This window comes from Inquilinus sp. YAF38, assembly GCF_052113205.1.
Lineage (GTDB): Bacteria > Pseudomonadota > Alphaproteobacteria > DSM-16000 > Inquilinaceae > Inquilinus.
The window spans coordinates 24,869-44,042 of sequence record NZ_JBFRCU010000031.1 but is presented as its reverse complement, the minus strand read 5'-3'; the positions used below and the strand labels follow the sequence as shown (position 1 = coordinate 44,042).

The window sequence follows — 19,174 nt, the reverse complement described above, 5'->3', positions numbered from 1 at the left end:
CGCGCTCCCTAACCCTTGATCGCCCCCGCGGTCAGGCCGGCGACGATCTTGCGCTGGAACACCAGCACCAGGACGATCAGCGGCAGGGTCACCACCACCGAGGCCGCCATGATCGGGCCGAAGGGGTATTCGTAGCGGCTGCCGCCGGAGATGGTGGCGATCGCCACCGGCACGGTGCGGTTCTCGTCCGACAGGATGAAGGTCAAAGCGAACAGGAACTCGTTCCAGGCCTGGATGAAGGCCAGCAGGCCGGTCGAGGCCAGGGCCGGGCCCATCAGCGGCAGCAGCACGCTGACCAGCACACGGCCGCGGCTGGCGCCGTCCATCAGCGCCGCCTCCTCCAGCTCGCGCGGGATGTCCTGGATGAAGCCGGTCAGCACCCAGACGGTGAAGGGCAGGGTGAAGATCAGATAGGCGAAGGTCAGCGATCCGATTCGGTTGTACAGGCCGAACCAGCGCACCAGCTCGAACATCCCGGACAGCACCACGATCTGCGGGAAGATCGAGATCATCAGGATCACCAGCAGCACCGTCCGCCGCAGCGGGAAGTCCAGCCGGCCGAGCGCATAAGCGGCGCCGATGGCGAGCAGCAGCGAGATCCCGGTGGCCGAGCCGGCGACGATCAGCGAGTTGACGATCGACCCCAGGAACACCGGGTCGTGCAGCAGCGCCTTGTAGTAGATCAGGTCGAAGGCCGGCAGCAGCGTCGCCTCGAACAGCGACGCCCCGGTCTTCAGCGAGGACACGATCGCCCAGTAGTAGGGGAACAGGGTGTAGACCAGCACCAGGATGACGGCGACGCCCAGCCCGATGGTCTTCAGCAGCCGGCGCCGGCGGTACCGGGCGGCGGTCCGAGCCAGGGTTGGGGCGGCCGCGACGGTCATCGGATGCTCGTCCGGTCCAGCCGGATCGCACCGATGATGACGATGGCGATCAAGGCGATCAGCAGGAACACCCAGGTCGACGCGGCTGAGCCGTAGCCAAGCTCCTGGAAGCTGACCAGCTGGTTGCGGGCATAGATCGTCATGGTCATGGTCGGGTCGCCATTGCCGCCGAGGACGTAGCTCAGGTCGAACATGCGCAGCGCGTCGAGGGTGCGGAACAGCACGGCGACGCCGATCGGCACCCGCAGCATCGGCAGGGTGATCGAGGTCAGGCGTCTCCACCACGACACGCCGTCGACCCGCGCCGCCTCATGAATCTCGGCCGGGATCAGCTGCAGCCCGGCCAGGATCAGCAGCACCATGAAGGGCGTGGTGATCCAGACATCGATGAAGATGACGACGCCCAGCGCCAGCGACGGATCGGCGGTCCAGGCCACGCCCTTGTCGATCAGATGCAGGTCGATCAGCAAGCGGTTGATGATGCCGAACTGGTCGTGCAGCAGCCATTCCCAGATCTTGGCCGAGACCACGACCGGGATCGACCACGGCACCAGGATGGCGGCGCGCAGCACGCCGCGGCCAGGGATCGTCTCGTTCAGCAGCAGGGCGATGGCGAGGCCCAGCAGCGTCTCCAGCGCCACCGAGACGATGGTGAAGACCAGCGTGTTCTCGACCGCCCGCCACCATTGCGGGTCGCGGGCGACGTCGATGAAGTTGTCGAGCCAGACGAAGCCGTAGTTGGTCGGATCGTCCAGGGTGGCGTCGGTGATCGAGAAGAACAGGGTGCGCAGCAGCGGCCACAGCGCCACCAGCGCCAGCGCCGCCAGCGTCGGCGCCAGGAACAGCCACCCGGCCCGGCGATGCGATCGGGCGACGCGGCCGGTCATCGGGTCCCTCTCACGCGTTCCCTTCTTGTCATGCCCGGGCTTGACCCGGGCATCAAGGGGCCGCCAGAGCGGTTCTTCGTGGCCCTGGATTGCCGGGTCAAGCCCGGCAATGACAAGAAAAGGGAAACGCGCATGGCCTCAGGAACGGCTTGTCACCACTTCGCCCGCTGGCGCAGGCGGTCCAGCTCCTTGGCCAGGGCGGCCACCGCGGCGTCGGGCTGCTCGTCGCCGGTCAGCACCGCGTGCACCGACTTGGAGAAGGCCTGCGACACCCGGTTGTAGCTGGCGCCGGTGGCGGCGGAAGGGCGGGCGATGCTGTCGGCGAAGGCGGCTTGCGTGTCCTTCAGGAAGGGCAGCTTGGCCAGCACCTCAGGGTCCTCGTACAGGGCAGAGACGGTCGGGTTGTAGGCGCCCTGGATCGCCCGGCGCTTCTGGTCGGCGGCGCCGGTCATGTAGCGGATCAGGCTGACCGCCGCCTCCTTGTTCTCGGAATATTTCGACACGCCGAGATAGGCCGGGCCCAGGCAGCCGCTCGACTTCTCGCCGGCGGCGCCGACCGGCAGCGCCGCCACCCCGACCTTGCCGACCAGGGCGCCGCCCGCGGCCTGCGAGGTGCCCCAGACATAGGGCCAGTTGCGCAGGAACACCGCCTTGCCGCTCTCGAACACGGCGCGGGAGCTTTCCTCGTCATAGCCCAGCACGCCCTGCGGGCTGATCGTGTCGATCCAGCCATGCGCCAGGGCCAGCGCCTGAGCCGCCTTCGGGTTGTCGATGGTGACGTCGCCCTTGGCGTCGATGATGGTGCCGCCGCCGGTGCTGGCGACCCATTCGATGGCGTCGCAGGTCAGCCCCTCATAGGACTTCCCCTGCCAGACGAAGCCCCACATGTCGGCGTCGCCGGCCTTGCGCTCGCCATCCTGCACCGCCTTGGCGGTCTCGGTCAGCTCGGCCCAGGTCTTCGGCACCGCCTTGCCGTACTTCTCCAACAGGTCCTTGCGGTAGAAGATCAGCCCGGTGTCCATGTACCAGGGCAGGGCCAGCAGCTGGCCGTCGATGGTCGCGGCGTCGATCGTGGTCGGGAAATGCGCCGCCACCTCCTCCTTCGGCACCAGCGTGCCGAGGTCGAGCAGATGGTTCTTCAGCATGCCCATCCAGATCACGTCGATCACCAGCACGTCGACATCGGTCGACTTGGCCGCAAGCATCTGCTGGTACAGCGGCACGGCGTCGTCCCAGGACGCCGGCATCTTGTTGATCGAGACGGCGTTGCCGCTCTGCTTGGCCCAGGCCTCGGCGGCGCTGCTGCACAGGTCGTAGTCGGTGGCGCCGCAGAACAGCTTCACCGTCGCGGCCTCGGCGCCGGCCTCGGTCCCGGCGGCGGCGAAAACGGCCAGCGCGGCGGTCAGGGATAGGGTGGCAATCTTCACGGGTCCCTCCGTTCAAGCCCCTGTTTGAGATGTATTGTCGTTTTTGGCGGGTTGACCCCGCTCAGGTGGAGGCCGGGGCCTCTTGTCGGATCAGCGCCAGCAGCTCGGCCTCGCGCGGCAGAGCCCGGCCGCCGTAATCGGTGGTGGCCAGTGCGCCGCAGCACGCGGCCAGGGAAAGGCTGTCGCGGAAATCGAAGCCGCGCAGCCGGCCGTACAGAAAGCCGGCGTTGAAGCTGTCCCCGGCGCCGGTGGTGTCCACAACCGTCACTTCCGGGGCCGGCACGGCGCAGCGCTCGCCCCGGCTGACGCCGATGGCGCCGGCGGCCCCGCGCTTGACCAGGACGGTCGGCACCATCTGCGACAGCCGCTCCAGCGCCGTGCTGACGTCCGGCGCGCCGGTGAAGGCCAGGGCCTCGGATTCGTTCGGCGCGAAGATGTCGATCTCGTGGAACAGCTCGGCCACGCCCGGAGTATCGATCCGGTGCGGCACATGCTGGCAGTCGAGATAGACCAGCACCCCTTGCCGCTTCGCCGCCCGGGCCAGGTCCAGCAGCTCCGGCTGCAGCCGGAAGCTCTGCAGCAGCAGCGCCTTCGGTGCGACCGCGGCCAGCGCCTCCGGCGTCGGCGGCAGGTCGTCGCGCACGGCGTAGCTGACGAAGCCGCGGTCATGCGCGAAGGAGAAAGCGGTGCTGACCCGTTCCAGCTTCTGGTCCAGCCGGCGGAACAGCCGGTCGTCCAGCCCCTCCTTCCGGGCCGCATCCAGCGCCAGCTGGCTGAACAAATCGGTGCCGAAATCGGCCGCCCAGGCGGTGCGCAGCCCCAGCCGGTGCAGCGCCGTGGCGGTGGTGAAGCTGGCGCCGGGCAGGGTGGCGAAGTCGCGGGCGAACAGGTCGGCGCCCAGCCGCGGCACCTCCGGCAGGCCGGTGAAGATCAGGTCCCAGTAGTATTCGCCGACCACGACGACGTCGCAGCCGCTGGGGCGGGGGCCGGTCACGGCCAGTTGCCGACATAGGGGGCGTGGGCGGCGAGGTATTCGTCGACCAGCGCCTCGGCCCGGGAATAGGACAGCACCAGCGGATGCGCCACCAGCGCCTCGACCGCCAGGTCGCGGTCGCGCTCGCGGATCGCCTGCACCGCCAGCCGCTCATAGCGCTTGATGGCGTGCACCAGTTGGGCCTGCGCCTCCGGCATCGGCCCGATCGGCAGCGGACGCACCCCGTCGCGGTCGACGACGCAGCTGACCTCGACCACATCCTCGTCGCGCAAGCCCTCGATGGCGCCCTGGTTCGGCACGTTCAGCCCGCTGTACAGCGCTTTGCCGGTCTCCAGCGCATCCACAAGGTCCAGGGCGACGCCGGCATAGCCCTCGCCCTCGTCGCCCAGCGGCGCATGGGCGCCGGCGGCCAGCGCCCGGTCGGCCTCCTCCATGCTCGGCGCCCCTTCCTGGGCATAGTGCATGTAGGTGGCGTTGCGGCGGTGGGCATAGGCGTAATAGGCCTCCAGCGCCCGCTCCGGGTTGCGGCGCCAGTCCAGCGCCGTCAGCTGCTCGATCAGCCCGTGGTTCAGGTCGCGCACCTCCTCGCCCCGCGTGCGGACGTCCGACCGGATCGCCTCCACCGCCTTCTCGGCATAGTAGAAGTAGTAGAGGTACTCGTTGATCCACATGCCGTGGCGGCGGACGACGCGCGGGCTGAACACCTTCTGGGCCGAGGCGGCCAGGAAGGCATCGTCGGCCAGCAGGCGCGGCAGCACGTCCTCGCCGCCGATCTCGGCGCGGCGGGTGAAGGACAGGTGGTTCAGGCCGAACACCTCGGTGCGCACCGCCTTCTCCGGCACGTCGAACCAGCGCGCCACGGCCGACTGGGCGGCGTTGGCGCCGTCGCAGATGCCGATGGTGCGGTCGTGGCCGGCATCGCGCAGCGCCTGGGTCACCAGCCCGGCCGGGTTGGTGAAGTTGAACAGCCAGGCGCCGGGGCTGACCCGCTGCAAGAGGTCGGCATAGCCCAGGATGGTCGGGATGCTGCGCAGCGCCATGGCGAAGCCGCCCGGCCCGGTCGTCTCCTGCCCAAGCACGCCATGTGCCAGGGCGATCCGCTCGTCCTTGATCCGGCCTTCCTCCAGCCCCGGCCGGACCGTGGTCACGACATAGGCGGCGCCGTCCAGGGCGCGCTCCGGGTCCAGGCTGGTGGTGATCTTGACGGGAGAGCTGGTCCGCCGGGCGATCTCGGCGCCCAGCCCGCCGAACAGCTCCAGCCGCGGCTCGTCGATATCGAGCAGGCACAGCTCGGTCAGGTTGCTCCACTCCGCCCGGCGCAGCGCCGATTCGATGAACAGAGGGGCGCGGACGCCGCCGCCGCCGACCAGGGTCAGTTTCATGGTGCCTCCCGCGAACCGGCAAAGTTATGACTGGTTATAACCAGTCATGTCAATTGTGGCCGGGGCCCCATTTTGCGTGTATGCAGCCTGGGTGATCTCCGCCCTGCCCGAGAGGCCTCTCCCGACGCCATGACCGACGGCACCCTCAGCGACGGACCCGCCGGCGACGGGCTGCGGCGCGACGATCCTCAGCCCCTGTACCGCCAGATCAAGCAGCGGCTGCGCGAGCAGATCGAGCAGGGCCGGCTCGGCGCCGATGCCAAGCTGGCATCGGAGCGTGAGCTGGAGAAGCAATACGGCGTCAGCCGCATCACCGTGCGCCAGGCGGTGCGCGAGCTGGTGCAGGAGGGCTGGCTGCACAGCCATCCCGGCCGCGGCTTCTTCGTGGCGCGGCGCGAGGAGACCTATGAGCTGCACCTGCTGCGCAGCTTCACCGCCATCGCCGAGGCGCATGGTCGGACGCCGGCGAGCCGGCTGGTCGAGGGCTATGTCTGCCGCGCGCCGGCGGAGGTGGCACGGCCGCTGTTCCTGCCGCCCGGCGCCGATGTGGTGATGCTGAAGCGGCTGCGCTGCCTGGACGGCCAGCCGGTGGTGCTGACCCAGGACTGGTTCGCCGCCCGGCTGGTGCCGGGGATCCTCGACCTCGACTGGTCGACCGGCAACCGCTCGCTCTATGCCGAGGTGCGGGACCGCTACCGGCTGCGTCCCGACCGCGGCCGCACCACGATGAGCGCCCGGCTGGCCAATGCGGAAGAGGCGGATCTCCTGGAGCTGGTGCCGCCCGCCGCGGTGCTGACGATCGAGCAGATCGCCTACGATCCGCAGGGCCAGCCGGTGAACATGACCTTTTCCAGCCACCATCCGCTGCGCTATCCGCTGAGCCTCGACCAGAGGGGCTGATGCGGGCGGCAGCCTGCCTCGGAAATGCCATGGTGGGAATCACGATCCGATCACGATCCGGCTTCTAAATGCTGCGGCGACAAAGACGGATCGCGGTGCACCGAGCAGGGGAGGAACGGCCGTGCATGGCTCAGGGTTCACAGGGGCCGGCCAGCGTAGCGCCGCGCTGACGCAAGGGCTGGAACGGCCCGAGACCTATTTCGAGGGCGGCCCGCCGCCGCCCGACGGCATCTTCGGCTGGCGCCTGGCGCAGGAGGCCGCGCGCCAGGGCCTGCATCCCCAGGCCCTGGTGATGAACGTGCTGCAGCGCCTGGCCCGCAAGATGTATCTGGACGGGCTGGTCGCCGGGTCGGAGACGTTCAATCCGGACGTCCCCGCCGGCTACACCTATCTCGGCCAGCTGATCGCGCACGACCTGACCTTCAGCGATCTCGGCACCCTCTCGCGCACGGCGACCGCCGGGCCGCTCTGGGCCAGCCCGGCGCTCGATCTCGACTGCCTGTATCGCGGCGGTCCGTTCCGGTCGCCGATGCTGTACCAGCAGCGCACCGGCGGGCCCGACGCGTTGCGGATGAAGCTGCGGGTCGGCTACACCGGCGGCCGGACCTGGGACAAGGACGCGCCGGAGGTGCCCGGCGACCCGGTGACGGCCAAGGCGCCGCAGCCCTGCGACCTGGCGATGATCGCCTGCCTCGACGCGGCTTCGAACGCGACCGACCTGCGCACCCTGTCGCCGACGGCGCAGGCGGTGCCGCGGCAGTGCCCGGTCGAACCGCTGATCGGTGACATCCGCAACGACAACAATTTGGTCCTGTCGCAGATCACGGTCCTGTTTCACCGCTTCCACAACCGCATCGTCGACGCCATCCTGGCGTCGCCGCACTGCCCGTCGGACTACGAGGTGTTCGAGATCGCCCGGGCGCTGGTGATCGCGACCTACCGGTCGGTGGTGCGCAACGACTATCTCGGCCACCTGCTCGACCCGCAGGTCTGGGGCGACTATGCGCCACGCGAGACTCTGCAGGACCTGGGCGGCTTCGGCCGGCGCCTGGCCGCCGATGCTGACACGCCGCTGCCGGCCGAGTTCATCATGGCCGCCTTCCGCTTCGGTCATGCCATGGTGCGGCCGTCCTACACGCTGAACCGGGCCCTGGCGCTGACCGAGACCAGCCTCAAGGGGCTGATGACCTTCCGGCGCGGCATGCTGGTCGGGGATGGCGGCATCCCGGGCAGCCCGATCCCGAACGACTGGATCGTGGAGTGGGATCTGTTCTTCCCGGAGAAACCGGGCGGCGACGAGAACCAGTCGCACCTGATCGGCCCCTGGATGACCTCCCAGTTCTACACCATGGCGGCCATGGCGCATGACGACATGCGTCGCATGGTCGGCGGCGACCCGATCTATGAGAACTATGGCGGTCTGCCGTTCCGGGACCTGGCGCGGGCCTATCTGTCCAGCCTGCCGAATGCCCAATACCTGGCGGACCGGCTGGGCATCCCGAAGCTGACGCGGGAGGAACTGCTGGGCGATGGTCATGGCGGCCTGGCCGGCATGAACGCGCGCACCCAGCGCAACCCCCTGGCCGACGCGCCGGACGGGGCGATCGAAGCCCTCGCCGAGGATACGCCGCTGTTCTACTACATCCTGCGCGAGGCGGAGGTCCGCCACCAGGGCCGGCGCCTCGGGCCGCTGGGATCGGCGATCGTGGCCCAGGTCGTCTTGGCCGCATCCATGGCCGAGTCGACGACCGTCGAGCCCGGCGTGATCCGGCGCTGGAGCCGAGTCCTGTTCAAGGGCGGCGCCGTTCCGGACGGCATGCGCGACATCATCGGCTTCGTCGAATCGCCGCCGCAGCCGGCGGCGCCATCGCGGCCGATCACACAAGCCAGCGTCTGACGGCGCCGGCACGGAGGTGGTGGGGGCCTCCGCCTCCGTCGCCCTTCGGGGCGCGGGGGCGGAGGGTTAAAGCGCCGGCGGGTCAGCCGTCGCCATACAGCAAGGCAACAGCGCCTTGCGAACAAGGAGGAGCAAGCTATGACGGACCATAACAAGCACGATCCGAAGCACGCACCGACGCCTGCGCCGGTCGAGATGACCATGTATGACCGCGAGGCCGCTGGCCGGCTGATCGTCGGCATGGCGATCGGCGATATCCCGAAGCCGACGACGACGGCGGAGGCGCTGCAACTGCTGAAGGATCACGGCATCACGCTGTCGAACTTCGCCGAATCCGGGAAGGAGATCCGGGTCGTCAGCCGTGACGACGCGCTCTACGTCGTGCTGCCGCCCGCCAACCTGATGCGCCAGCGGATCGAGGAGTATTCGAAGTATCCCGGCCCGTATCCGCTGCCGGACGAGTACGCCCTGCAGGTACGGCGCGACCCGAATGCGCTCGACGCCCTCGACATGTTCTACTTCCGCGTCGGCGACTACAGCTTCGGTCAGTGCCGGTGAGGCCAGTAGAGCTGCTCCTCGCCGACATCGGTCGCGGGAAGGCCGGCCTGGATCAGGCCTTCCCGCAGCTCGCGCCAGCGGGCGACGTTGCGGATCGGGAAGCTGCTCAGGAACCACTCGACGATGGCGGCGTCGGTGCACTCGAACGTGGCGTGCCACGCTTCGCGGGCGTTGCGCAGGAAGAGGCGCGCCTCCTCCTGTGCCCGCCGGGTGTCGCCGAGCAGGCTGAGGGCGGCGGCCTTCCAGGCCGGGATGTTGAAGATCGACTGCCCGGCCCGGTCGGCGGCCTCGACGCAGCCGGCGATGTCGCCGTGCAGGAAGCGAATGCCGGCGAGATAGGCCCAGTGATGCGGCGGGATCAGGGGATTGAGCTCGAAGGCATTGGCCACGAGGTCGAGCGCGACGTCGGTGCGGTCGACGAAGGCGAAGCCCTGCGCCGCCGACATCAGCACCGACGGGTTGCTCGGGTTCAGGTCGCGCGCCAGCTCCAGATGCAGATCCGCCTGCGGGTAACGCGTCGTCATCATGTAGGACCAGGCGAGGGTCAGGTGCCCGCGCGCGTCCAGCGGGTCCAGCTCCGCCGCCCGCCGCGCCAGCGTCAGCGCCTCCTCGGCCATCGCCCGGTCGCGGCGCACCCCCGGCAGGATGATGTGCCGGGAATTGTAGATGTTGGCGAGGCCGCTATAGGCTGGGGCGAAGCTGGGCCAGTCGCGGATCACGTCCTTGAACAGCGCCTCGGCCTCGAACTCCGCCTGCGGCTCCCAGAAGTTCAGCAGATACTGGGCGCGCAGCCAGCGGATATAGGGCCCGTGGGCGAAGTCGCGGTCGCCGATCTGCCGCGACAGCGCGTTCGCCGAGATGTGGATGTCGAGTGTCGCCGACACGCGGCGGGCGATCTGGCGCTGCTGGTCCATCCAGGATTGCAGCGCCAGCGAGAAGGTCTCCGACCACAGCGACCGCTTGCGGGTCAGCTCGGTCAGCGAGACGACGATCAGCAGATCGTCGGCCTTCTGCCGGAAATCGGTGGACAGGCGGTAATCGGCCTGCTGCGGCGCCCCGGACGCGGGAGCGGACTCCGGCGGCTCGACCACGATCCACTCCCGGAACCGCACCAGATTGGCGATCAGCTCGCTGCGGAAGCCGTGGACGACATAGTCGTCGATGCCCTCGGGCAGGCCGGGCCTCAGGCGGTCGACCTCGATGATCGGCAGCCGGGATTGCTCCTCGGCCGGCGCCGAAGCCGGCGGGGCGGTGCCGTCGAACGAGCCTTTCTTGATGTCGACGATCAGGCGCTGCGTCTCGTCCGACGGCTCCATGTCGTAGTCGTTCTGCAGCAGGTCCCACAGCGTGCTGTACAACTTCAGCGCCGCCGCGATGTTGCCGCGCAGCGCCTGCTGCAGGATCAGGACGCGATAGGCCTCTTCATGCGTCGGGTCGATGTCGAGCAGCGCATGGGCCGCCTCGGCGGCGATCTTCTCGCCCGAGGCCGGGTCGCGCAGGATCCGCTCGAGGCCGCCGATGAAGGTCTTGCGCCATTGCTGCCGGCAGACGGTGAGCCAGGAGGCGAACTCCCGGTCGAGATCCTCGAACCCGGTCAGGATGCGGTCGGGATTGGCCTGGCCGAGCGCCAGGATCGACGACAGCATGCCCTTCGACAGATCGGCTGCGACCAACTCGAGATCGATCTCGATGGATTCGCGCCGGATGCGGATGTCCTGCCGCCCGATCTCGACAATACCGGGGCGGACGGCGTCGAGATTGTCGCGCAGCTGCTTCAGGCATTGCCGCAGCGAGCCGCGGGCGTGATCGCCGTCGCTCTCGCTCCAGAACACCCCGGCGACGCGCTCGCGGCTCTCGATCGCCGTGCCGCTCAGCGCGACGAAGGCGAAGATCGCCTGGGACTTGCGGCTGCCGAGCTCGATCCGCTCCCCATTGCCGAGGCGGAGATCGAAACCGTTGCCCAGCGACAGCCGCATACGCTCTACACCAGCTTTCTCCGGCGCGGGTATGTCTTCCCGATCCGGAGTCCTCACGCTCCGTAGTGCCGGAACCGCCATCCGCGGTCTCCCTTCCCCCAACCAATCGGAACCGCAGCGGACTGGGCTCACAAACTATTAAATATCGCCGGGCGATCGATCAAACACTTCAGCGGACGCCCGAACTGTGAGGCCGTCTGGCGCAGCCCCTCCGTCACCGCGGCGGACGAGGAGGGTTGTAGCTCCGGCGATAGCAGCTTCACGACGGGAATCCCAGCCCTGCCGGTCAGATCGACCCGGAACACCGCGATGTTTCGCCCGGCCAGTGCGGCCAGGAGGTCGGGCAGGAAGTCCGGCCCCTCGGCGCCGTTGCCCGTCGCGTCGCCGTCCACCATGGCCAGCAGCGCCTCGGGCCGCAGCGCGTGCTTCGCCGCAAGCCGCTCCTGGTCCACCGGGTCCGGCGCCGCCCCGGCGCGGCGCAGCCGGAGGAACAGCAGGTCGTTGGCGATCTCGGACTGGATCATCTCCAGGACGGCCGCCTCCAGCGCGGCGGCCCGGCCGGGGCGGGCGGCGAAGCCCAGGGCGACCAGGCCATGGATGGGGCTGACCGAGGTCGCGGCGACGACGGCGAGCGGCAGGCCGCCGGCGTCCAGTTCCAGCGCGAAGCCCTGGCGCGGCCACGGCGTCCCGGTCCGGGGGCGCAGCCGGTCGATCGCGGCGGCCAGCAGCGCCGGCGGCAACCGGCGGGCGGGGCGGCCGCCATGCCACCAATGCGCCACCACATGCCGCTCGATCAGTTCGAACAGGGCCGATCGGGCGGCGTCGTCGGGGGTCGGGCCGGCGGCGCAGCCTTCGCTGACCGGGACGGCGGCCCGCAGCCCGCCCGATCGCCCGAAGACCAGCGGGCGCGGCACCAGCACGGGACGGCCGGTCGCCAGCTCGACCCCGGCGACGGCCGGGGCCGCCGCGAGCGCGGCGTCCGAGGCCAGGCCGGTCCGCGCCTCGACTTGGTCGGCGAAGCGGGCGGCGACGGCCCCGGCCGCGCCGTCCGGGGCGGCATCGCCGATCTCGGGCGCGGCCAGGGCCAGGGTCTCCGCGGCCTCGCCGATGCATTTCTGGAAGGCCCGCCACGGGCTCGGGTCGCATCCGATCACGCCATCGACGGCGATCGCCGCGCCGCCGTCGCCAGCAGGCCGGCGCAGCCGGGCGCCGAGGACAGTCAGGCCGGGATAATCCATCGCCGGCACCGCGAAACTGGCCTCCAGCGTCGCGGCCAGCCGGAACAGCCGGGCGGTCCGCGCGTCCTCGTCGCTGCTGTCCGGCGCCACCCCGAACGCCGCCAGGAGCCGCCGGGCCTCTTCCACCGCCTGGCCGGCTGCGCCAGAATCGGGGGCTTGCTCGAACAGCCGGGCACAGCTGTCGTAGACGGAGGGCGGTGCGAGCATGATGCTCCGGATCAAGGGCGGGGCCTGCGCCCATATCACCATGGCAGCCGCGAAACGCGTGGAGATTTTTGCCGGATGCCGCTCCTGACCGCCCTCGATCCCTTGCTCGCCGACCGGATCGCCGCGACGCTCGGTGTGCGGCCGGTGGCGGCCGAGCCGCTGCCGGGCGGGTCGACCGTCGCGGTGCTGCGGGTCGACCTCGCCGATGGCGGCCGGGTGGTGGCCAAGGCCGGGGCGGGGCCGTTGCTGCTGGAGGCCTGGATGCTGGGCGAGCTGGCCCGGCATTCCGCCCTGCCGCTGCCGGCGGTGCTGCACGCCGCCGAAGACCTGCTGCTGCTGGAGCATGTCGAGCACGAGCCCGGGCCGCCCCCGGCGTCGGCGCAGCTGCACGCCGCCGAGCTGCTGGCGGCGCTGCATGCACCGGCCTGGCCGCGCTTCGGCTACGACCGCGACACCACCATCGGCAAGCTGCCGCAGCCGAACCCGCCCGCCGACCGCTGGGTGCCGTTCTTCCGCGACCACCGCCTGCTGCACATGGCCCGCGCCGGCCATGCCGAGGGCACGGTCGACGCCGATCTGCTGCGCCGGCTGGAGGTGCTGGCCGGCCAGCTCGACGGCCTGCTGTCGGAGCCGCGCCATCCGGCGCTGCTGCATGGCGACATCTGGACCGGCAACCTGCTGCATCGGGGTGGGCGAATCACGGCCGTCATCGATCCCGCCATTTCCTGCGGCCATCCTGAGATGGAGCTGACCTACCCGACCCTGTTCGGCACCTTCGATGATATTTTTTTCCGCCGCTATGCCGAGCTGGCGCCGCTCGATCCCGGCTTCTGGAACGACCGCCGACCGATCTACCTGCTGTATCCGCTGCTGGTGCATGTCCGGTACTGGGACCCGGCCTATGCCGAGCCGATCCGCCGGATTCTCGACCGCTATGGCGCCTGATCCATAGCCTAAGCCCCCGAAACGTCTTATGATTCATTGAGATTGTAACGGTCCATTTTCTTCGCCATAGTCGCGCCAATCCGACGTTGACGCGGAGCTTGAACAGAGAAACGCCCTCGGTTTAAACGGCGAGTGAACAGACGAGGTCGACCATCCGCGGATGGTCTGTGGAGGCAATTCGGCGCGAGCATGGAATATTTCCTGCAGCAGCTCATCAATGGGCTGACGCTGGGCGCGATCTACGGTCTGATCGCGATCGGCTATACGATGGTGTACGGCATCATCGGCATGATCAATTTCGCCCATGGCGAGATCTATATGATCGGCGCGTTCATCGCGGTGATCGGCTTCGTCGTGCTCGGCGCCTTCGGCGTGCCAGGCGTGTCGGTGGCCCTGGCCCTGGCGATCGTGCTGATCGTCAGCGTGGTGGTGACCGCCGCCTATGGCTGGACCGTCGAACGGCTGGCGTACCGGCCGCTGCGCGGCTCGACCCGCCTGGCGCCGCTTATCTCCGCGATCGGCATGTCGATCTTCCTGCAGAACTACATCCAGCTGCTGCAGGGCGCCCGGCGCAAGCCGGTGCCGCCGCAGATCCCGGGCGGCTTCCAGCTGACCTCCGGCGGCGGCTTCGATGTCAGCCTGTCGTATCTGCAGATCGTCATCGTGCTGCTCACCCTCAGCCTGATGATCGGGCTGACCTGGGTGATCAACCGCACCTCGCTCGGCCGGCAGCAGCGCGCCTGCGCCCAGGACCGCACCATGGCGGCGCTGATCGGCGTCGATGTCGGCCGCACCATCTCGACGACCTTCGTCATCGGCGCCGCGCTGGCCGCGGTGGCCGGCGTGATGGTGACGCTGTACTACGGCGTGATCGACTTCTACATCGGCTTCCTGGCCGGCATCAAAGCCTTCACCGCGGCGGTCCTGGGCGGCATCGGATCGCTGCCCGGGGCGATGCTGGGCGGTATCCTGATCGGGCTGATCGAGGCCTTCTGGTCGGGCTATTTCTCGTCGGAGTACAAGGACGTCGCCGCCTTCACCATCCTGGTGCTGGTGCTGATCTTCCGCCCGTCCGGCCTGCTCGGCCGTCCCGACATCGAGAAGGTCTGAAGCGATGGCGACGATCGCGCATTCCGACGCGGCCGCCGGGCGCCGCCTCGATCTCGTGGCCATGGTCAAGGAGGCCGGGGTCACCGCCCTGGTCGCCCTGGTCCTCACCGCCCCCCTGGTCGGCATCCGCACGGTGGAGCAGAGCGGCGCGCTGGGCTACCAGACCGACTTCACCGCCGTCGCCATCGCCGTCGCGCTGGTCTTCCTCGGCCGCATCGGCATCATCCTGAACCGCGAGGGCATGCCCCGGCCGGTGTTCTGGATCAGCCTGCTGTTCCTCGTCGTCTTCGCCCTGCCGCCGGTCTACCAGTATCTGCGGCCGATGATCTCCGACACGCTGCCGCCGCTGCCGGTGCAGGATCTGCACTCGGTGCCGCTGCTGCTGATCGGGGCGTTCGGCGCGCTGTGGCTGCTGCTCCAGTCAATCCTGGTGCAGCGCCGCAGCCGCGCCAGCCTGTCGCGGCAGGAGCGCGACCGGGCGATGGACCGGGTCGGCGCCCGGGTGCAGCGGCTCAGCGTCTATGTCGGGCCGATCCTGGTGGTGCTGGCGGTGATCTTCCCGTTCACCGACCTTGCCAGCCGCAGCACGCTCGGCGTCGCCACCATCGTGCTGATCTACATCATGCTCGGTTGGGGCCTGAACATCATCGTCGGCCTGGCCGGCCTCCTGGACCTCGGTTACGTCGCCTTCTATGCCGTCGGGGCCTATTCCTACGCGCTGCTGGCGACCACCTTCGGCTTCAGCTTCTGGCTGTGCCTGCCGCTGGCCGGGGTGCTGGCCGCCGGCTTCGGCCTGATCCTGGGCTATCCGGTGCTGCGGCTGCGCGGCGACTATTTCGCCATCGTCACCCTCGGCTTCGGCGAGATCATCCGCATCATCCTGATCAACTGGGCGCCGGTGACCGGCGGGCCGAACGGCATCAACAACATCCCGCGGCCCAGCTTCTTCGGCTTCCCCTTCGACCGCAGCCCGCCCGAGGGCGTCACCGCCTTCCACCAGCTGTTCGGCCTGGAATACAACCCGACGCATCGGATCATTTTCCTCTATCTGCTGATCCTGGCCCTGGCGCTGCTGGTCAATTTCATCAGCGTGCGGCTGCGCCGTCTGCCGGTCGGCCGCGGCTGGGAGGCGATCCGCGAGGACGACATCGCCTGCCAGTCGCTCGGCATCAACCGCACCAACCTGAAGCTGGCGGCCTTCGCCACCTCGGCGATGTGCGGCGGCTTCGCCGGCAGCTTCTTCGCCACCTATCAGGGCTTCATCAGCCCGGAGAGCTTCTCCTTCATCGAATCCGCGATCGTGCTGGCGATCGTGGTGCTCGGCGGTATGGGCAGCCAGCTCGGCATCGTCGTCGCCGCCTGCCTGATCATCGGCCTGCCGGAGGCGTTCCGCGGCCTCGACCTCTACCGCATGCTGGTGTTCGGCCTGTGCATGGTCGGCATCATGGTGTGGCGCCCGCGCGGCCTCTTGGCCCATCGTGACCCGACCATCCTGCTGCACGGCAAGAAGGGAACCTCTTCGTGACCGCCCTTCTGACCATCGAGCACGTCTCGATGCGCTTCGGCGGCCTCGTCGCCATCGACGACGCCACCTTCGACATCCGCGCCGGCGACATCACCGCCGTGATCGGGCCGAATGGCGCCGGCAAGACCACGCTGTTCAACTGCATCACCGGCTTCTACCGGCCGACCTCCGGCCGGATGACGCTGCGGGTCGACGGCAGCGAATTCCTGCTGGAGCAGATCCCGGGCTACCGCATCGCCCAGCAGGCGCGGGTCGCCCGCACCTTCCAGAACATCCGGCTGTTCGCCGGGATGAGCGTGCTGGAGAACCTGATGGTGGCCCAGCACAACAAGCTGATGAAGGCCTCGGCCTTCTCGATCGCCGGGCTGTTCGGCCTGCCCAGCTATCGCCGGGCCGAGCGCGAGGCGGTGGAGAAGGCGAAGTTCTGGCTCGACCGGGTCGGGCTGACCGCCCAGGCCGATGATTCCGCCGGCAGCCTGCCCTATGGCGGCCAGCGCCGGCTGGAGATCGCGCGGGCGATGTGCATCGACCCGGTGATCCTGTGCCTGGACGAGCCGGCCGCCGGCCTCAACCCGCGCGAATCGCAGGAGCTGAACGGGCTGTTGCGCGCTATCCGCGACGAGCACGACACCAGCGTGCTGCTGATCGAGCACGACATGAGCGTCGTCATGCAGATCTCCGACCACATCATCGTGCTCGACCACGGCAAGAAGATCGCCGACGGCACCCCGGCCGAGATCCGCAGCGACGAGGCGGTGATCCGGGCCTATCTCGGCGAGCCCGAGGAGGACGACCTGCCGCCGGAAATCGCCGCCGATGTCGCCGCCGTGACCGGGGAGGCCCGCCCGTGATGCTGTCGCTGCAGGGCGTGCACACCTTCTACGGCGCGATCGAGGCGCTGCGCGGCGTCGACGTCGAGGTCAAGGAAGGCGAGATCGTCACCCTGATCGGCGCCAACGGCGCCGGCAAATCGACCCTGCTGATGACGATCTGCGGCAACCCGCAGGCGCGCCAGGGGGCGGTGGTGTTCGACGGCAAGGAGATCACCCGGCTGCCGACCTTCGAGATCGTGCGCCGCGGCGTCGCCATCTCGCCGGAAGGCCGCCGCATCTTCCCACGGATGACGGTGATGGAAAACCTGCAGATGGGGGCGCTGACCGCCGATCCGGCGGAGTTCGGGCGCGACATCGAGCAGATCTTCACCCTGTTCCCGCGGCTGAAGGAGCGGCAGGTCCAGCGCGGCGGCACCCTGTCGGGCGGCGAGCAGCAGATGCTGGCGATCGGCCGGGCGCTGATGAGCCGGCCGCGCCTCTTGCTGCTGGACGAGCCGTCGCTGGGCCTGGCGCCGCTGGTGGTGAAGCAGATCTTCGAGGCGATCAAGGTGATCAACCGGGAAAAGGGCATGACCGTATTCCTGGTCGAGCAGAACGCCTTCCACGCGCTGAAGCTGGCCCATCGCGGCTATGTCATGGTCAACGGCCGGGTGACGATGAGCGGCAGCGGGCGCGAGCTGTTGGCGAATCCGGAGGTCCGGGCCGCCTATCTCGAAGGCGGGCATTGAGGGGCGGGTGATGGAACAGATCCTCGGAACCTCGTCGATCGGCGACTTCATCTTCGTCAGCGTGATCCTGGGCGGCGGCGCCGGCCTCCTGACCGGGCAGGGCCAGGCCCAGGGCTGGGCGCCGATGCGCAAGGTGATCCCCTTCGTGGTGCTGATCACCTGTGCGACCCGGTTCCTGCACTTCGCGCTGTTCGGCGGAACGCTCTTGTCGCCGACCGGCTTCGTCATCGATCTTGTCTGGATCGGCCTGTGCGCCACGGTCGCCTATCGGATGACGCGGGCGGCGAAGATGGTGCGGCAGTATCCGTGGCTGTACGAGCGCGCCGGCCTGTTCGCCTGGCGCGACCGGCGGCCGGCCGCACGGTAAGACGCCGGTCCTTTCGGATCGGCGGGAAGCAAAGGCCGGCGGGGTCGTCCCGCCGGGCGATGAACTGGGAGAGCGATTTGATGACGAAATTCAACCGAGTGCTCCTGGCCGGCGTAGCCCTGGCCGCGATGGCGTCGGCTCCGGCCTGGGCCGATGTGAAGATCGGTCTCGGCGCGCCGCTGACCGGCCCGAACGCTTCGTTCGGCGAGCAGATGAAGCGCGGCACCGACGCCGCGGTGAAGGCCCTGAACGACGCCGGCGGCGTCAACGGCGAGAAGATCTCCGTGGTCTATGGCGACGACGCCTCCGACCCGCGCCAGGGCGTGGCGGCGGCGAACGAGCTGGTGGGCCAGGGCGTGGTGGCGGTGATCGGCCACTTCAACTCCTCGGTCTCGATCCCGGCCTCGGCGATCTATGCCGAGGAAGGCGTCGTCCAGATCACCCCGGCCTCGACCAACCCGCAGCTGACCGAGCAGGGGCAGAAGACCACCTTCCGCACCTGCGGCCGCGACGACCAGCAGGGCGATGTCGCCGGCGCCTTCATCGCCGAGAAGTTCAAGGGCCGCAACGTCGCCGTCATCCACGACCAGACCACCTATGGCAAGGGCCTGGCCGACGCCACCAAGGCGGCGATGAACAAGGCCGGCGTGACCGAGAAGATGTATGAGGGCATCACCGTCGGCGAGCGTGACTTCTCGGCCGTCGTCTCGAAGATGAAGCAGGCCGGCGTCGACGTGATCTATTTCGGCGGCCTGCACAACGAGGCCGGGCTGATCCTGCGCCAGGCGCGTGAGCAGGGGCTGAACGCTCAGTTCATCTCCGGCGACGGCATCGTCACTCAGGAGTTCTGGGGCATCACCGGCGACGCCGGCAAGGGGGTGCTTATGACCTTCGGTGCCGACCAGCGCAGCAGCGAGGCCGCCAAGGACGTCGTGGCCAAGTTCAAGGCCGAGAACTACGACCCCGAGGGCTACACCCTGTACAGCTATGCCGCGGTCCAGGCCTGGGCCGAGGCGGCGACCAAGGCCAAGAGCTTCGACGGCCCGAAGGTTGCCGAAGCGCTGCATGACGGCTCCGACTACAAGACCGTGATGGGCCCGCTGGCCTTCGACGCCAAGGGCGACCGGAAGACGACCGACTACGTGTTCTACATCTGGAACAGCGGCAACTACGCCGAGGCGACCCCGGGCGAGCTGGCCAAGATCGGCGCCAAGTAAGCGGTCTCTAACACCAAAGGCCAGTGGCGCATGCCACTGGCCATGGACATTGTCGACCCGGCGGGAACCCTCGCCGGGTCTTTTTTGTCATATGATTGA

At 69.0% G+C, this 19,174-nt stretch carries 17 protein-coding genes; 10 read left to right on the top strand and 7 right to left on the bottom strand.

Annotated features, from left to right (window positions below; genetic code table 11):
• Window positions 1-8: 8 nt before the first annotated feature.
• The 5 genes from AB4Z01_RS16115 to AB4Z01_RS16095 all read right to left on the bottom strand — a co-directional run bounded on the left by AB4Z01_RS16115 (window position 9) and on the right by AB4Z01_RS16095 (window position 5,574).
• Window positions 9-884: a carbohydrate ABC transporter permease gene (locus tag AB4Z01_RS16115; protein WP_441695316.1), complete on the bottom strand. Its 876-nt coding sequence runs from the start codon at window positions 882-884 to the stop codon at window positions 9-11.
• Window positions 881-1,771, bottom strand: a complete 891-nt coding sequence (locus tag AB4Z01_RS16110; protein ID WP_441695313.1) for a carbohydrate ABC transporter permease — start codon at window positions 1,769-1,771, stop codon at window positions 881-883. The genes AB4Z01_RS16115 and AB4Z01_RS16110 overlap by 4 nt, the downstream gene beginning before the upstream one ends.
• A 152-nt stretch (window positions 1,772-1,923) precedes the next feature.
• Window positions 1,924-3,198: an ABC transporter substrate-binding protein gene (locus AB4Z01_RS16105; RefSeq protein ID WP_441695310.1), complete on the bottom strand. Its 1,275-nt coding sequence runs from the start codon at window positions 3,196-3,198 to the stop codon at window positions 1,924-1,926.
• 61 nt (window positions 3,199-3,259) lie between these two features.
• On the bottom strand, window positions 3,260-4,192 hold the full coding sequence (locus AB4Z01_RS16100) for a carbohydrate kinase family protein (RefSeq protein WP_441695307.1): 933 nt from the start codon (window positions 4,190-4,192) through the stop codon (window positions 3,260-3,262).
• Window positions 4,189-5,574, bottom strand: a complete 1,386-nt coding sequence (locus AB4Z01_RS16095) for a family 4 glycosyl hydrolase (RefSeq protein ID WP_441695305.1) — start codon at window positions 5,572-5,574, stop codon at window positions 4,189-4,191. Before AB4Z01_RS16095 ends, AB4Z01_RS16100 begins: the two co-directional genes overlap by 4 nt.
• A gap of 129 nt (window positions 5,575-5,703) precedes the next feature.
• Between AB4Z01_RS16095 and AB4Z01_RS16090 the strand changes: the two genes are divergently transcribed.
• The 3 genes from AB4Z01_RS16090 to AB4Z01_RS16080 all read left to right on the top strand — a co-directional run bounded on the left by AB4Z01_RS16090 (window position 5,704) and on the right by AB4Z01_RS16080 (window position 8,929).
• Window positions 5,704-6,474, top strand: a complete 771-nt coding sequence (locus tag AB4Z01_RS16090; protein WP_441695303.1) for a GntR family transcriptional regulator — start codon at window positions 5,704-5,706, stop codon at window positions 6,472-6,474.
• A gap of 121 nt (window positions 6,475-6,595) precedes the next feature.
• On the top strand, window positions 6,596-8,371 hold the full coding sequence (locus AB4Z01_RS16085; protein ID WP_441695301.1) for a peroxidase family protein: 1,776 nt from the start codon (window positions 6,596-6,598) through the stop codon (window positions 8,369-8,371).
• A 138-nt stretch (window positions 8,372-8,509) separates the two neighbouring features.
• On the top strand, window positions 8,510-8,929 hold the full coding sequence (locus AB4Z01_RS16080) for a hypothetical protein (RefSeq protein ID WP_441695298.1): 420 nt from the start codon (window positions 8,510-8,512) through the stop codon (window positions 8,927-8,929).
• Here AB4Z01_RS16080 and AB4Z01_RS16075 read toward each other — a convergent pair.
• Window positions 8,917-10,905: a BTAD domain-containing putative transcriptional regulator gene (locus tag AB4Z01_RS16075; protein WP_441695296.1), complete on the bottom strand. Its 1,989-nt coding sequence runs from the start codon at window positions 10,903-10,905 to the stop codon at window positions 8,917-8,919. The genes AB4Z01_RS16080 and AB4Z01_RS16075 overlap by 13 nt on opposite strands.
• Window positions 10,906-11,033: 128 nt before the next feature.
• Window positions 11,034-12,350, bottom strand: coding sequence for a YcaO-like family protein (locus AB4Z01_RS16070; protein ID WP_441695294.1), 1,317 nt, complete (start codon window positions 12,348-12,350; stop codon window positions 11,034-11,036).
• Between the two features lie 75 nt (window positions 12,351-12,425).
• Between AB4Z01_RS16070 and AB4Z01_RS16065 the strand changes: the two genes are divergently transcribed.
• The 7 genes from AB4Z01_RS16065 to AB4Z01_RS16035 all read left to right on the top strand — a co-directional run bounded on the left by AB4Z01_RS16065 (window position 12,426) and on the right by AB4Z01_RS16035 (window position 19,075).
• Window positions 12,426-13,295, top strand: coding sequence for a fructosamine kinase family protein (locus AB4Z01_RS16065; RefSeq protein ID WP_441695291.1), 870 nt, complete (start codon window positions 12,426-12,428; stop codon window positions 13,293-13,295).
• 189 nt (window positions 13,296-13,484) lie between these two features.
• On the top strand, window positions 13,485-14,405 hold the full coding sequence (locus AB4Z01_RS16060; protein ID WP_429224528.1) for an ABC transporter permease subunit: 921 nt from the start codon (window positions 13,485-13,487) through the stop codon (window positions 14,403-14,405).
• Window positions 14,406-14,409: 4 nt separating this feature from the next.
• Window positions 14,410-15,930 carry a high-affinity branched-chain amino acid ABC transporter permease LivM gene (gene livM, locus AB4Z01_RS16055; protein WP_441695287.1) on the top strand — a complete coding sequence of 507 codons (1,521 nt, stop codon included), beginning with the start codon at window positions 14,410-14,412 and terminating at the stop codon, window positions 15,928-15,930.
• A 29-nt stretch (window positions 15,931-15,959) separates the two neighbouring features.
• A complete protein-coding gene (locus tag AB4Z01_RS16050; protein WP_441695388.1) occupies window positions 15,960-16,781 on the top strand; it encodes an ABC transporter ATP-binding protein in 822 nt (273 codons plus the stop codon).
• Window positions 16,781-17,491 carry an ABC transporter ATP-binding protein gene (locus AB4Z01_RS16045; protein WP_441695385.1) on the top strand — a complete coding sequence of 237 codons (711 nt, stop codon included), beginning with the start codon at window positions 16,781-16,783 and terminating at the stop codon, window positions 17,489-17,491. The genes AB4Z01_RS16050 and AB4Z01_RS16045 overlap by 1 nt, the downstream gene beginning before the upstream one ends.
• 10 nt (window positions 17,492-17,501) lie before the next feature.
• A complete protein-coding gene (locus tag AB4Z01_RS16040) occupies window positions 17,502-17,858 on the top strand; it encodes a DUF6867 family protein (RefSeq protein ID WP_441695284.1) in 357 nt (118 codons plus the stop codon).
• A gap of 80 nt (window positions 17,859-17,938) precedes the next feature.
• Window positions 17,939-19,075, top strand: a complete 1,137-nt coding sequence (locus AB4Z01_RS16035; protein WP_441695283.1) for a branched-chain amino acid ABC transporter substrate-binding protein — start codon at window positions 17,939-17,941, stop codon at window positions 19,073-19,075.
• Window positions 19,076-19,174: the final 99 nt, after the last annotated feature.